The organism is Bradyrhizobium sp. Mp19, assembly GCF_029952935.1.
In the GTDB taxonomy this organism is placed as follows: Bacteria; Pseudomonadota; Alphaproteobacteria; order Rhizobiales; family Xanthobacteraceae; genus Bradyrhizobium; species Bradyrhizobium elkanii.
Genome location: NZ_JASAUT010000062.1, coordinates 15276 through 28047, shown reverse-complemented (window position 1 = coordinate 28047; position 12772 = coordinate 15276). Strand labels below are relative to the sequence as shown.

Annotated in this window: 11 protein-coding genes; 7 read left to right on the top strand and 4 right to left on the bottom strand. The window is 65.6% G+C overall.

Translation table 11 applies throughout. From position 1 onward, the window contains the following. Positions 1–87 precede the first annotated feature (87 nt). Positions 88–1722 carry an NAD(P)/FAD-dependent oxidoreductase gene (locus QJT82_RS38095; protein ID WP_051448089.1) on the bottom strand — a complete coding sequence of 545 codons (1635 nt, stop codon included), beginning with the start codon at positions 1720–1722 and terminating at the stop codon, positions 88–90. A gap of 234 nt (positions 1723–1956) precedes the next feature. Between QJT82_RS38095 and QJT82_RS38090 the strand changes: the two genes are divergently transcribed. The 7 genes from QJT82_RS38090 (at position 1957) to QJT82_RS38060 (ending at position 9078) form a co-directional block, all read left to right on the top strand. Further along, on the top strand, positions 1957–3180 hold the full coding sequence (locus tag QJT82_RS38090) for a cytochrome P450 (protein ID WP_028343673.1): 1224 nt from the start codon (positions 1957–1959) through the stop codon (positions 3178–3180). Between the two features lie 117 nt (positions 3181–3297). Further along, complete coding sequence (locus QJT82_RS38085; RefSeq protein WP_028343674.1) at positions 3298–4896, top strand: GMC family oxidoreductase; 1599 nt, start codon at positions 3298–3300, stop codon at positions 4894–4896. Between the two features lie 17 nt (positions 4897–4913). Continuing rightward, positions 4914–5363 carry a hypothetical protein gene (locus tag QJT82_RS38080; RefSeq protein WP_028343675.1) on the top strand — a complete coding sequence of 150 codons (450 nt, stop codon included), beginning with the start codon at positions 4914–4916 and terminating at the stop codon, positions 5361–5363. Positions 5364–5453: 90 nt separating this feature from the next. Beyond that, entirely contained in the window at positions 5454–6476 is a 1023-nt protein-coding gene (locus QJT82_RS38075) for a trypsin-like peptidase domain-containing protein (RefSeq protein ID WP_028343676.1), read from the top strand. A 381-nt stretch (positions 6477–6857) separates the two neighbouring features. Next, positions 6858–7766 (top strand): LysR family transcriptional regulator, encoded by a 909-nt coding sequence (locus QJT82_RS38070; protein ID WP_028343677.1) that lies wholly within the window; start codon positions 6858–6860, stop codon positions 7764–7766. Positions 7767–7866: 100 nt separating this feature from the next. Continuing rightward, on the top strand, positions 7867–8757 hold the full coding sequence (locus tag QJT82_RS38065) for an NAD-dependent epimerase/dehydratase family protein (RefSeq protein WP_028343678.1): 891 nt from the start codon (positions 7867–7869) through the stop codon (positions 8755–8757). Between the two features lie 3 nt (positions 8758–8760). Continuing rightward, positions 8761–9078, top strand: a complete 318-nt coding sequence (locus tag QJT82_RS38060) for a DoxX family protein (protein ID WP_080686920.1) — start codon at positions 8761–8763, stop codon at positions 9076–9078. Between the two features lie 261 nt (positions 9079–9339). Here the strand turns inward: QJT82_RS38060 and QJT82_RS38055 are convergent, their stop codons facing one another. The 3 genes from QJT82_RS38055 to pncB are packed head-to-tail and all read right to left on the bottom strand — an operon-like array spanning position 9340 to position 12766. Next, positions 9340–10119: an alpha/beta hydrolase gene (locus QJT82_RS38055; protein ID WP_028343680.1), complete on the bottom strand. Its 780-nt coding sequence runs from the start codon at positions 10117–10119 to the stop codon at positions 9340–9342. Positions 10120–10121: 2 nt separating this feature from the next. Then, complete coding sequence (locus tag QJT82_RS38050; RefSeq protein WP_028343681.1) at positions 10122–11417, bottom strand: O-acetylhomoserine aminocarboxypropyltransferase; 1296 nt, start codon at positions 11415–11417, stop codon at positions 10122–10124. Positions 11418–11461: 44 nt separating this feature from the next. Then, on the bottom strand, positions 11462–12766 hold the full coding sequence (gene pncB / locus QJT82_RS38045) for a nicotinate phosphoribosyltransferase (RefSeq protein ID WP_028343682.1): 1305 nt from the start codon (positions 12764–12766) through the stop codon (positions 11462–11464). Between the last annotated feature and the right edge of the window lie 6 nt (positions 12767–12772).

Sequence of the window (12772 nt, the reverse complement as noted above, 5' to 3'; positions counted from 1 at the left end):
TCAACAACCCAACCCTGTGGTTATGGGTCCCGGCTTTCGCCGGGACGACGGCGGCGGGTGGGCGGGCGTCTCGCGTCATTGAGAGAGTTACCCCAACCGCAACTCCACATATCCCCCCGCCGCCACCTCGTCGCATCGCGCGCGATAGGCCGGCGCGCTGCCGCTGTAGCGGGCGACGATGCGGGTCTGCTTGCCCTCGACGTTGCGGTTGATGCCGGTCATCCAGGAATCGACCTCGTTGGAGAGCAGGCCGACGCCGAGCGCTTTGACATGCTCGGTCCAGTCGGCGGTGCCTTCAGGCGTGGCGTCGAGGAAGGTCAGGCCTTTCGCTTTCGCGAAGCGGATCAGGCCGGTGACCCAGTCCACGCTGTATTCGATGCTGCGCGGGATGTTGCCGAGCGCGGTGTGCGGGCCCATCAGCATCATCATGTTGGGGAAGCCGTCGACCATCAGCCCGAGATAGGTCTCCGGGCCGTGCGTCCACTTCTCCTTCAGCCGCGCACCGTGCGTGCCGCGGAAATCGATCTTGTCGAAGCTGCCGGTGATGGCATCGAAGCCGGTGGCGTAGATGATGATGTCGAAGGCGTAATCCTTGTCGGTCGTCCGGATGCCCTCGGGCGTGACCCGCTCGATCGGCGTCTCCTTGATATCGACGAGCTCGACATTGTCGCGGTTGTAGACCTCGTAGTAGAAGGTCTCGAGCGGCAGCCGCCGCGTGCCAAATCCGTGGTTCTTCGGGATCAGCATCTCCGCGACCGCCTGGTTCTTCACGCGCTGACGGATCTTGCGCGCCACGAAATCGCTGATCGTGGCATTCGCCGCGCGGTCGATCAGGATGTCCTTGAAGTTGCCCTGCCAGATGCCGAACCCGCGTTCGCCATAGAGCTTCTCGTAGAACGCCTCGCGCTCCTCCTCGCTCACTTCGAAGGCGCCGCGCGGATCGGGCGTATGCACGAAGCAGGCGAACGTCTCCTTGCAGCGCGCAAAGATCTCGGGATAACCGGCCTTGATCCTGGCTTGCGTCTCGGCGTCGATCTTGCCGTTGTGCAGCGGCGCCGCCCAGTTGGCGGTGCGCTGGAACACGGTGAGGTGCCCGACCTCGCCGGCGATGGTCTGGATGGTCTGGATGCCGGTCGCGCCGGTGCCGATCACGGCGACACGCTTGCCGATGAAATCCACCTTCTGCTTCGGCCAGCGCGCGGTGTGAAACGATTGGCCCCTGAAATCGTCGCGGCCCTCGATGCGCGGCAGGGTCGGCGTCGACAACGGACCGATCGCGGTGATCAGGAAGCGGCAGGAGTGCTGCGCGCCGTTCTCCAGCGTGATCCGCCAGCTTCGCGTGTCGTCCTGGTAGATCGCTGATGTGACGCGGCTCTCGAGCTGGATGTCGCGGCGCAGGTCGAACTTGTCGGCGACATAGTTGCAGTAGCGCAAGGTCTCGGGCTGGCCGGCGAAATGCTCCGACCATTCCCATTCCTCGAGCAGCTCCTTCGAGAACGAGTAGCCGTAGGAATAGCTCTCGGAATCGAAACGTGCGCCGGGATAGCGGTTCCAGTACCAGGTGCCGCCGACGCCAGTGCCGGCCTCGAACACGCGCGCGCTAAGGCCAAGCTCGCGCAGCCGGTAAAGCTGGTACATGCCGGACAGGCCGGCGCCGATGATGATGACGTCGTAGTCCAGCGCAGCCGTCTGGGCGGTGTTGTCCTGGCGCAATTCGGCCACCTGTCGTTGCTCCCTGATGGATTGATTGCCGGCAAGGCTAACCGGTCTTCCTGCTGCCGACAAACATCGAACAGCGGGGCAGCTATCGGGATTTGCCGGGTGCGTCGGGTTGCGCGCATTCCGCGCGGCGGACTGTCCGCCCCGCGGCTTTACTCGGCCGCGGGATTTCCTCTATCGTCGGCCCGACACTACGATCGCCCGCCAAGCGGCGACGGAACCAGCGGGAGTGAAGCGATGGGAGAGGCGCTGCGCAGGCCGACGTCTACAGACGTCAGCAATCCCCGGCTTTATCAGGACGACACCTGGCGGCCGCTGTTCGCGCAGCTCCGCCGCGACGATCCCGTGCATTATTGCGAGGCGTCGGCCTACGGCCCGTACTGGTCGGTGACGCGCTACGACGACATCTTCGCGGTCGAGCTGGATCACCAGAACTATTCGTCGGCCTCCGAGCTTGGCGGTATCCAGGTCGCGGACCAGCCGAAGGGGCAGGAGCGGCCGAGCTTCATCCGCATGGACCCGCCCGGCCACACCGCGCAGCGCCGCACCGTGGCGCCGATCGTGGCGCCGTCGAACCTCGCCAATTTCGACGCCCTGATCCGCAAGCGCACCTCAGCCGTGCTCGACGCGCTGCCGCGCAACGAGACCTTCGACTGGGCCGAACGGGTCTCGGTCGACCTCACCAACATGATGCTGGCGACGCTGTTCGATTTCCCCTCCGAAGACCGCGCCAAGTTGACCTGGTGGTCGGATGTCGCGATCGCCAACGTCGAATCCCCCGACGCGGTGGTGCATTCGGAGGCTGAACGCACCGCCGAACTGGTCAAGATGGGAGAATATTTCCGCAAGCTATGGGACGCGCGGATCGATGCGCCGCCGACCTTCGATTTGATCTCGATGCTGGCGCATTCGGACGCGACGCGGAATCTGGAGCCGCGCGAGTTCATCGGCACGATCGGGCTGTTGATCGTCGGCGGCAACGACACCACGCGCAATTCGATGTCGGCCGGGCTGATGGCGCTGTGCGAGAACCCGGAGCAGCTCGAGCTGGTCCGCGCGAGGCCGGAGCTGATCCCGAACCTGGTCTCCGAGACCATCCGCTACCACACGCCGGTGCTGCACATGCGCCGCACCGCACGCAACGATGTCGAGCTTGCCGGCCGCCGGATCAGCAAGGGCGACAAGGTCGTGATGTGGTACATCTCCGGCAACCGCGACGAGGACAAGATCGAGCGTGCCGACGAATTCATCATCGACCGCGCCAAGCCGCGTCAGCATCTCGCCTTCGGCGCCGGCGTCCACCGCTGCGTCGGCGACCGCCTGGCCGAGCAGCAGCTGCGCATCCTCTGGGAGGAGGTTCTGGCGCGCGATCTGCGTTTTGAGATGATGGGCCCGCCGCAAAGGCTCTATTCCAATTTCATCCGCGGTATACGAAGCTTGCCGGTGAGAATCGTCAATTGAAGATGTGATTTGTCATTCCGGGGCGATGCGAAGCATCGAACCCGGAATCTCGAGATTCCGGGTCTGGTCCTTCGGACCATCCCGGAATGACGGGATCATCAAGAACAAGGAATCGGAATGAACGATCCCGTTGACGTCCTGATCATCGGCGCCGGCGCGTCCGGCGCTGCGGTGGCTTGGAGCCTCGCCGATACCAAGATGCATATCCTCTGCCTCGATCAGGGCGGCTGGATGAATCCGGCCGAATATCCGAGCACCGGGCGCGACTGGGAGGCGAAGTTCTACGGCGAGTGGTCGTCCAGCCCGAACGTCCGCCGCCGGCCCGAGGACTACCCGATCAACGACGACAATTCGCCGATCAAGGTCGTCAACTTCAACGCCGTCGGCGGCTCGACGGTGATGTACACCGCGCACTGGCCGCGGCTGCATCCGTCCGACTTCAAGGTGAAGACGCTCGACGGCGTCGCCGACGACTGGCCGATCGACTACGACGCGCTCACCCCGTTTTTCGAGGAGAACGATCGGATGATGGGCGTCTCGGGCCTGTCGGGCGATCCGCTGTCGCCGCTGAGCCACCCGCCGATGCCGCAGCAGCCGCTCGGACTATCGGGCCCGCTGATCGGCAAAGCCATGAACAAGCTTGGCTGGCACTGGTGGCCATCGGACACGACGGTGGCGACGATGGATTACGAGGGCAGGGCGCGCTGCATCAATCTCGGCCACTGCACGCCGGCCTGCGCGCAGGGTGCCAAGGCCTCGACCGACATCACCTACTGGCCGCACGCGGTCCGCGCCGGGGTCGAGCTCAAGACCCATTGCCGGGTGCGCGAGATCCTGACCAACGAACACGGCATGGCCTCCGGCGTCGTCTATTACGACAAGGACGGCGTCGAGCAGTTTCAGCCGGCCGAAGTCGTCATCATCGCCTGCAACGGCGTCGGCACGCCGCGGCTGCTGCTCAATTCGGCGTCAGGCAAATTCCCGAATGGCCTCGCCAACTCGTCGGGGCTGGTCGGCAAGAACCTGATGTTCCACCCCTACGCGCAGATCTACGGCTTCGTGAAGGAGCCGACCGACAGCAACCGCGCGCCGCCGACCTGCCTGTGGAGCAAGGAGTTCTACGACACCGATCTGTCGCGCGGCTTCGTCCGCGGCTACGGCATCCAGTTCGGCCGCGGCGCCGGGCCGGTGTTCGAGGCGGTCGCGAGCGAGCAGAAGGGCATCCTGCCCTGGGGCAGGGATCATCATCGCGTGTTCCGCAAGCTCAACGGCCATCGTCTCGCGGTATCGGCGATCTGCGAGGATTTGCCGGAGGAGCACAACCGCGTCACGCTCGATCCCGTGCTGAAGGACAGCCACGGCATCCCTGCGCCGAAGATCGACTACACGATCAGCGCGAACAGCCGGAAGATGATGGACCACGGGCTGGCGCGTGGCCGGGAGATTCTCGAGGCCGCCGGCGCCACCGACATCTGCATCAACGATCCGATCCCGTGGGGCGGCTGGCATCTGCTCGGCACCGCGCGGATGGGCGCCGATCCGGCGCGCTCCGTGGTCAACGAATGGGGCCGCTCGCACGACGTGAAGAACCTCTTCATCGTCGACGGCAGCATCTTCGTCACCTCGGGCGGGGTGAACCCGACCTCCACCATCCAGGCCCTTGCGCTCTACATCGCCGACCAGATGAAGCAGCGCCTCGCCAATCTGTTCGATTGAGACCGCCAGAGACCGACATGTCTGATAGCAAAGAACTGACTGCAGCCCAGCGCGCCGATCTGCGCACCGTCGCCGCGATGATCGTTCCCGAAAGCGACGAGTACAAGGTGCCGGGGGCGGACGATGCCGCGATCCAGGCCGACATGCTGGCGACGCTCGGCCGCGACACCGCGCTGGTCGCGCGGGCGCTGGATCATCTGGCTGATCTTGCCGGCAAGCCGCTCGCCGAGCTCGACGATGCCGGGCGCGATGCGGTGGCGCAGGAGTTTCGCGCTCGCGGCGGCGCTGCCGCGGCTACGCTCGTCCGTGTGGTGCTGCAATGCTACTACCGCGACGACCGCGTGCTGCGCTCGCTCGGGCTCGAGCTGCGCGCGCCGTTCCCCAAGGGCCATGTGCTGCCGGAGGGCGACTGGTCGCTGCTCGATCCGGTCAGGGAGCGCGGCGGCACGTTGCGGCGGGCGCCCTAGCCATTCGGGCAGGTGCAGGGCGGGCCGGGTCGTAACCACTTGCGGCGCGGGGAGCCGGTCACCATCTGAGGAGACCAAAGGACTCTCGCCATGCTGGATATTACCTCAGATACCGCCGGTGACACGCCGTCACCGCGAACGGCCGATGCTGCCCAGGATAACGACCGGGCTTTGCTGGATGCCTATTCCAATGCCGTGATCGACGTCACCGACCGCGTCGGCCCCGCCGTGGTCCGGGTCGAAACCGGGCCGAAGGTGCGCAATGCGCGCGAGCGCGGCGGCCTCGGCTCGGGTATCGTGATCTCGCCCGACGGCTTCGTGCTGACCAACAGCCATGTGGTCGGATCGTCGAAGGAGATTCGCCTGCGCGACACCGAGGGCTTCGTCACCGACGCCCATGTGCTCGGTGTCGATCCCGACACCGACCTCGCCTTGCTGCGGGCCGATGGCGCGCGCGATCTGCCTTACGCGTCGCTCGGCAACTCCAAGACGCTGCGGCGCGGCCAGCTCGTGGTCGCGATCGGCAATCCGCTCGGCTTCGAATCGACGGTCACCGCCGGCGTGGTCTCGGCGCTCGGACGCTCGATCCGCTCGGTCAGCGGGCGGACCATCGAGGACGTGATCCAGACCGACGCCGCGCTCAATCCCGGCAATTCCGGCGGGCCGCTGGTGTCGTCGAAGGGCGAGGTGATCGGCATCAACACCGCGATCATCAACGGCGCGCAGGGCATCTGCTTTGCGGTCGCCAGCAACACCGCGCAGTTCGTGCTGTCGGAGATCATCCGCCACGGCTATGTCCGCCGCGCCTATATCGGCGTCGCCGGGCAGACCGCGCCGGTGCCACGGCGGCACGCGGTGCTGGCCGGAGTCGAGAACAAGATGGGTGCGCTGTTGATGCAGATCGAGCCGGACAGCCCGGCCGCGCGCGCGTCGCTGTTGCCGGGCGACGTCGTGATCGGGCTCGACGGCATCGAGATCAACGGTGTCGACGATCTGATCCGCGCGCTCGACCACAGCCGGATCGACCGGACCCTGTCGATGGACGTGCTCCGCCTCGGCCGCCTGCGCGCGATCGAGATCCATCCGATCGAGCGCAAGCCGGCGAAGCAGTGAGGGTTACCCTGTCCACGTACGAACTGCACCCTCTCCCCTTGTGGGATAGGGTCGCTTCGCGCAGCGAAGCGGGGGTGAGGGGTTTCTCTCCACGATCTCATATGTCGACGGAACCCCTCATCCGGCGCTTCGCGCCACCTTCTCCCACAAGGGGAGAAGGGTAGCCGTGTCGTCTCTAATCTGAGTGGAATGCCTTTTGAAAAGACCCGCCTCCTAAGCGGCGTCCGCTTGTGGGTGAGCGCGGATTGCCAAGCGGTGGATGACTTGCCGTAACGCCATCCTCGACGGATCGGGTCCAGCCCAACCGGGGGGCCCTCGAGCGGCGTGCGCTTGACGTACGGCCGCTATCCCCGTTCGGCGCATTCCCTTATGGTCGGCCACATGGATATAGCCGGCTTCGACCTCAACTTGATGAAGGCCTTTGATGCGCTGTACGCGGAGCGCCACGTGACGCGCGCCGGATCGCGGATCGGCCTCAGCCAGTCGGCGATGAGCGGAGCGCTCACGCGCTTGCGAGAGCTTCTTGGGGACGAGCTCTTCGTGCGAACGCCTTCAGGCATGCAGCCAACGCCCCGCGCCCATGACCTTGCTGGTCCCGTCTCGGATGCGCTCCGGCTTCTCCGGAGCGCGCTACAGGCCGATAGCTTCGACCCCGCGACGGCCGACAATACCGTCACGCTCGCGATGAGCGACTATGCGGCGTTCGTCTTGTTGCCGCCGCTCATGGCCCGCCTCAGCATCGACGCCCCGCACATCAACGTGCGGGTCTGCGGGATGTTCGGACGAGAAGAAGCTATCACGCTGCTCGACAGCGGCGAGGCGAATCTCGCGATCGGTTTCCCCGTCGAGACGTCGGCGCGCATCATCAGCAGCCCGCTCTTTTTTGAGAGTTTCGCCTGCGTCGTGCGGGAGGGACACCCGGCGTTCGCGGATGGTCCAAGCCTCAAGGCTTTCGCAGCGGCGCCGCATCTTCTGGTCTCTCCGGAAGGCGACCGCTCCGGGATCGTCGATCTGAGGCTTGCCGATCTCGGCCTCGAACGGCGCGTCGTGCTGAGCCTGCCACAATTCCTGGCCGCCCCTTTCGTGATCGCCGGGACCGACCTCGTCGCGACGCTGGCCTCCCGGGTCGCACGAAGGTTCGCTGGTACCGGAGCAGGCATAGCGATTTATGATCCGCCGCTCGAACTGCCCACCTGGCCACTCCACCTGATGTGGCACCGGCGGGCGGATACGCATGGGGCTATTGCCTGGCTGCGCGGCATTATCACCAAAATCGCCGCCTCGGCTTGACGCCATCGGCGCCATCGATAGCGCCACATCAGAACTCGCGATTTCCATCCGCATCGCCGTTCCGCTTTGTTGGATTCACCGAAATTGAAGGGTGATCGACATGCGAGTTTTGGTAACAGGCGCGACTGGCTTGATCGGCGGTGCGGTAGCGCACCGATTGAAAGAGGGAGGCCATGAAGTCGTGGGACTCGCCCGGTCGGAAGCGAGCGCGACCAAGCTGCTCGACCGAGGTTTCGTGGCGAAGATAGGTGAGCTTGCCGACCCGGTGAGCTTGGCCTCGGCGGTGCGGGGCGTGGACGCCGTCGTCCATGCCGCTTCGCCCAACGATCAGAACGCTGCGTCTCTCGATGAGATTGCGACGCGCGCGATCCTCGAAGCGCAGCGCGGAACGGGTAAGCGCTTCATCTATACCAGTGGCAGCTTGGTCTACGGCTCCACGGGTGACACGTCAGTCACCGAGCGCACTCCACTGAACCCGGTCGAGATGGTCCGCTGGCGCCAGGCCCTGGAACGCGAGATCCTCGCGGCCGAAGCCGGGGGCGTCCATCCGGTCGCTATCCGGCCTGCCTGGGTATATGGCAACTGGGGTGGCGCCGCGATGATGATGGTCGCAGCGGCCAAGGAACATGGTGCGGCGCTTCATGTCGGTGACGGTCAAAATCGCTGGTCGACCGTGCATGCCGAGGATCTGGCCGATCTCTATGCGCTCGCGCTCGAGCGGGCACCGGCGGGATCCGTCTTCAATGGCGCGCACGGTTCGGCGCCGCGGCTCATCGAGATCGCACGCGCAGCGAGCGAGTTGGGCGGTGCCGGGGGCCGAGTAGCGGCATGGCCGCTCGAAGAGGCGCGCAAGGTCCTCTCGGGTTTCGCCGATGCGATCGCCTCCGATCAGATCATCTCGGGCGAGAAGGCCAAGCGCGAACTCGGCTGGAATCCTTCGCGGCGATCGATCATCGACGAGTTGCGCGCTTATGCGTTGGCGGTCGCTTAGGTCATGCACACGATATTCATCAGGCTGCTTGCCGCTGCTTTCGCCAGTGCAGGTCTGTTCAATGCGATCGCGACGTCGACGACGCGGAGCAACTTTGTTCGATGGGGGTATCCCGCGTGGTGGTGCCGGGTCACCGGCGGATTGGAGATATCGGCCGCGATCCTGGTCGCCATACCGGCAACCCGTGCAGCAGGCTTGATCCTCTGCGCCGTCATTCTCGCGGCGGCAGCTTTGACCATTCTGCGACATCGGGAGTTTTCCCACCTCGTACCGATCGGTTGCTTCGCTGCCTTGCTCCTGATGGCGAGTCGGATTTCCTGAAAGATTGGCGGCTCCGGGCACTTGAGGAGGCTGCCGATCGGCTTGAAATGCCCAAGGGGCACTGGGAGCGTTGCGCAATTTCGGAATAATAGAAGATATCGCTGAGTTGCCCGACGTGTCAAGTCGCTTGTCCGAGGGCCAGCGGCTGCCCTGCTACTTTGCATGGGGTTGTTTTCGATATTTTGGCGGTGGTCATCCGGCGCGGACTTGTGTCCGCGCGACCTTCTCCGACGAGGAAAGGGAGAGGAGCCCGCGGCTCCGCTACCGCAGCGCTGCGAGCAGCTCGTCGGGCTGCTCGACCATCATCATGTGGCCGGCGCCGGGCAGCACCACGGTGCGGGCATTCGGTGTCGCGGCGGCGAGCGCCTTGCCGGCCTTGGCGGGGGTCATCATGTCGCGCTCGCCGAGGATGAAGGTCGCGGGCACCTTGACCGCGGCGGCTGCGGTCAGGGCGTTCTGATAGGCGTTGCAGGCGTTGAGGTCGTTGTACAGCACGCCGGGCTTCGCCTCCTGCAGCACCCGTTGCGCGCCCTGGTGCATCCACAGGCCGGGCGCGAGGCTGCCGCCGAGTTCGGCCTTGAAGCCGAGGCCCCAGATCGAGACCATGTCGATCGCCGCGACATCATTGGCTTCGGCGGCCTTCAAGAGATCGGGGCCGACCGTCATGGTCGCCGCGGTGCCGATCAGCGCGAGGCCGGAGACCTTGTCGGGATGCCGCGCCGAGGTCTCGATCGCGATCAGCGAGCCCATCGAATGGCCGATCAATCGGGCCTTTGATGCGCCGGCCGCCGTGATCAGCGCCGCGGCCCAGTCGGCCATCTCGGAGATGGTCGGGAGCGGCTTGCCGGCGGAGCGGCCATGGCCCGGCAGGTCCGGCGCCAGCACGGAGAATCCGTGATGGGCGAACCAGCGGCTGTGCAGCGACCAGGTCGAAGAGTCGAAGCCGGCGCCGTGGATCATCACCACCGCCGGCAGCGACGGGTCGAACGGCCTGCCGCCGGTCGCGATGAAGGTGTCTGATCCGTTCACGGAAAGCTGCATGGTCAGGTCCTTTGCGAGGCGCGCAGCGCCTGGCCGAGATCGTCGATGATATCCTGCGCGGTTTCGATGCCGACCGAGAGCCGCACCAGTTCCTCGCCGATGCCGGCGGCCTTGAGCTGCCCGGCATCCATCTGCTGGTGCGTGGTGCTGGCGGGATGGATCACCAGCGTCTTGGCATCGCCGACATTGGCGAGATGGCTGATCAGCTTCAACGACTCGATGAACTTCTTGCCGGCGGCGCGGCCGCCCTTGATGCCGAAGCTGACGATCGAGCCGGCGCCGCGCGGCAGCAGCTTCTTGGCCAGCGCGTAATCCGGATGCGTCTCCAGCGAGGGATGCAGCACCCAGTCGACCGCCTTGTTCGCGGCAAGCGCCTCCAGCACCGCATGGGTGTTGCTGACGTGGCGGTCCATGCGAACGCCGAGCGTCTCGATGCCCTGCAAGAGCTGGAACGCGTTGGTCGGCGACAGGCAGGCACCGAAATCGCGCAGGCCCTCGGTGCGGGCGCGCATGATGAAGGCGGCCTTGCCGAACTGCTCGTCGAAGACGATGCCGTGATAGCCGGCATAGGGCTCGGTGAGCTGCGGGAATTTGCCGGAGGCGCGCCAGTCGAACCGCCCGCCGTCGACGATGACGCCGCCGATCGCGATGCCGTGGCCGCCCATCCACTTGGTCGCCGAGTTCATCGTGATGTCGGCGCCGAGCTCGATCGGCTGGCTGAGATAGGGCGTCGCGAAGGTGTTGTCGATCAGCAGTGGAATCTTCGCGTCATGGGCGATCTGCGCGACTGCAGGGATATCGAGCACTTCGAGACCGGGATTGCCGATGGTCTCGCCGATCACGAGGCGCGTGTTCGGCTTGATCGCGGCACGGAATTCGTCGAGCGCACGCGGCTTCACGAAGGTCGTGGTGATGCCGAACCGCGGCAGCGTATGCGCCAGCAAATTGATGGTGCCGCCATAGAGCGAGGCGGAGGCGACGATGTGGTCGCCGGCATTGAGAAGCGTCGCGATCGCCAGATGCATCGCGGCCATGCCGCTGGCGGTGCAGATCGCGCCGACGCCGCATTCAAGCGCGGCGATGCGTTCTTCCAGCACTGATGTCGTCGGGTTCGAGATGCGGGTGTAGATGTGGCCGGCGCGTTCGAGGTTGAACAGCGCCGCGGCGTGGTCGGCGTCCTGGAACACGTAGGACGTGGTCTGATAGATCGGAACCGCGCGCGCGCCGGTCGCGGGATCGGGGCGCTGGCCGGCGTGCAGGCTCAGGGTTTCGAAGGCAGGCGGCTTGGGTGCGGGCATGCGAAACTCGTCAGGTCAGTCGATGGAGGGATATCTGTGCCGGTTTACACGTGAACTGCGGTGCGAACACGGCCGACATTGCCGAACACGCGCAGATAGCGCTCGACCTCGGACGGGATGCCGGTCGCCTTCTCCGGATTGTCGGAGAGTTTGACGGCCGGGCGTCCGTCGACCGACGTCACCTTGCAGACGATCGAGATCGGGTCGAGCTCGGCGGTGCCATCCGGCGCGCAGCCGACGAAATCGTTGGTGAGGTTGGTGCCCCAGCCGAAGCTGACGCGCACGCGTCCCTTGAAATGGTGGAACGTCTCCTCGATCGAGCCGACATCCATCGCGTCGGAGAACACCAGCAGCTTCTCCTTGGGATCGCGGCCCTTCTGCTTCCACCACTTGATGATCTCTTCGCCGGCTGTGATCGGCGGCGCGCTGTCGGGTCGAAAGCCGGTCCAGTCGGCGACCCAGTCCGGCGCGTCGCGCAGGAACGGCTTGGTGCCGAAGGCGTCGGGCAGCGCGATCAGCAGGTTGCCGCCATAGGTGTGGCGCCATTGGTCGAGGATGCGATAGGGGGCCCAGCGCAGCGCCTCGTCGTCATTGGCGAGCGCGGCGGCGACCATCGGCAGCTCATGCGCGTTGGTGCCGATCGCCTCAAGGTCGTTGTCCATCGCGAGCAGCACGTTCGACGTGCCGGTGAAGGAGGGGCCGAGGCCTTCCTTCACCGCCTCGACGCACCAGCGCTGCCAGAGGAAGCCGTGGCGGCGGCGTGTGCCGAAATCGGACAGCCGCAAGCCATCCAGCTTGCGCAGCCGTTCGACCTTGGCCCACAGCTTGGCTTTGGCGCGGGCGTAGAGCACGTCGAGCGCGAAGCGGCCGTAGGTCTTGGTCGCCGCGCGCGAGCGCAGCTCGTTGAGGATCGCGAGCGCCGGAATCTCCCACATCGTGGTGTGGGTCCACGGCCCGTGGAAATGCAGCTCGTACTGGCCGTCGACCTTGTGCAGCTCGTATTCGGGCAGCCGGAAGTTCGAGAGCCAGTTGATGAAGTCGGGCGAGAACATCTGGGTCTTGCCGTAGAACGTGTTGCCGGCCAGCCAGATCAGCTCCTTCTTGGTGAAGCGGATGGTGCGGGCGTGGTCGAGCTGGGCGCGCAGCTCGGCCTCGTCGATGACCTCGGCGAGCCGGATATGGGTCGAGCGGTTGATGACCGAAAAGGTCGTGCGGGTGTCCGGATAGCATTCCCGGATCATCTGCTGCATCAACAGCTTGTAGAAATCGGTGTCCAGCAGGCTGCGCACGATCGGGTCGAGCCGCCAGCCGTGGTTGTAGGTCCGGGTCGCGATATCTGTCACGGTCATGCGGGA

What these genes read in the sequence shown, in the direction of transcription:
- QJT82_RS38090 (WP_028343673.1), top strand. Translation starts at nt 1,957, where the DNA reads ATGGGAGAGGCGCTGCGCAGGCCGACGTCTACAGACGTCAGCAATCCC.
- QJT82_RS38085 (WP_028343674.1), top strand. Translation starts at nt 3,298, where the DNA reads ATGAACGATCCCGTTGACGTCCTGATCATCGGCGCCGGCGCGTCCGGC.
- QJT82_RS38080 (WP_028343675.1), top strand. Translation starts at nt 4,914, where the DNA reads ATGTCTGATAGCAAAGAACTGACTGCAGCCCAGCGCGCCGATCTGCGC.
- QJT82_RS38075 (WP_028343676.1), top strand. Translation starts at nt 5,454, where the DNA reads ATGCTGGATATTACCTCAGATACCGCCGGTGACACGCCGTCACCGCGA.
- QJT82_RS38070 (WP_028343677.1), top strand. Translation starts at nt 6,858, where the DNA reads ATGGATATAGCCGGCTTCGACCTCAACTTGATGAAGGCCTTTGATGCG.
- QJT82_RS38065 (WP_028343678.1), top strand. Translation starts at nt 7,867, where the DNA reads ATGCGAGTTTTGGTAACAGGCGCGACTGGCTTGATCGGCGGTGCGGTA.
- QJT82_RS38060 (WP_080686920.1), top strand. Translation starts at nt 8,761, where the DNA reads ATGCACACGATATTCATCAGGCTGCTTGCCGCTGCTTTCGCCAGTGCA.
- QJT82_RS38055 (WP_028343680.1), bottom strand. Translation starts at nt 10,119, where the DNA reads ATGCAGCTTTCCGTGAACGGATCAGACACCTTCATCGCGACCGGCGGC.
- QJT82_RS38050 (WP_028343681.1), bottom strand. Translation starts at nt 11,417, where the DNA reads ATGCCCGCACCCAAGCCGCCTGCCTTCGAAACCCTGAGCCTGCACGCC.
- pncB (WP_028343682.1), bottom strand. Translation starts at nt 12,766, where the DNA reads ATGACCGTGACAGATATCGCGACCCGGACCTACAACCACGGCTGGCGG.